Annotated in this window: 1 protein-coding gene; it reads right to left on the bottom strand. The window is 44.0% G+C overall.

All coding sequences use genetic code 11. The features are described 5' to 3' along the window. Nucleotides 1-128 precede the first annotated feature (128 nt). A partial coding sequence (locus FK530_RS27705; protein WP_500487611.1) for a Na+/H+ antiporter NhaC family protein occupies nucleotides 129-545 on the bottom strand: 417 nt, incomplete at its 5' end.

The raw sequence follows: 545 nt of genomic DNA, 5'->3' as shown, positions 1-545 counted from the left end.
AAAATTGCCGGCATGACGCCCGATCGCTATCGGCAGATTCATCTTCATTCGGCATAAAAAAAGAGTGACCGCTCGATCACTCTTTTAGCTACTCTACCTATTGCCTAGATCATTAGGTCATTAGATGATTAGATTCGTTTTGGCATTCTAAAGCGTCTAACCTTCTTCGGCGCTTCCCCATCTTCATAATATTCAATGGTATATCCCGTTAAAGCATACGCTATCGCAATCACCGGGCTTAAGAGACAGAGGAAGGTATAGGGGAGATAATCGAATGTTGCCACCCCTAAGGTTGTTGCCATAAAAGCGCCACAGGTATTCCATGGAATCAGTGGCGAGGTCATCGTTCCTGAATCTTCTAAAGTTCGTGAGAGAACCTTGCCTTTAATTCCCCGCTTACGATACTCCTCTGCATACATTCTTCCCGGCACAATAATCGACATATATTGATCGCACCCCACAATATTGCCGGTAATACAGGTGGTAACAGTAGCAATAATCAAGCTCTTTGTTGTCTTTGCAAGACGGACAATCGAAGCAACAAT

Origin of the sequence: Tsukamurella conjunctivitidis (assembly GCF_007858475.1) — a bacterium.
GTDB lineage: Bacteria > Actinomycetota > Actinomycetes > Mycobacteriales > Mycobacteriaceae > Tsukamurella > Tsukamurella conjunctivitidis.
Note: the sequence above shows the minus strand (reverse complement) of the source record. Positions and strands in the feature narration are given on the sequence as shown.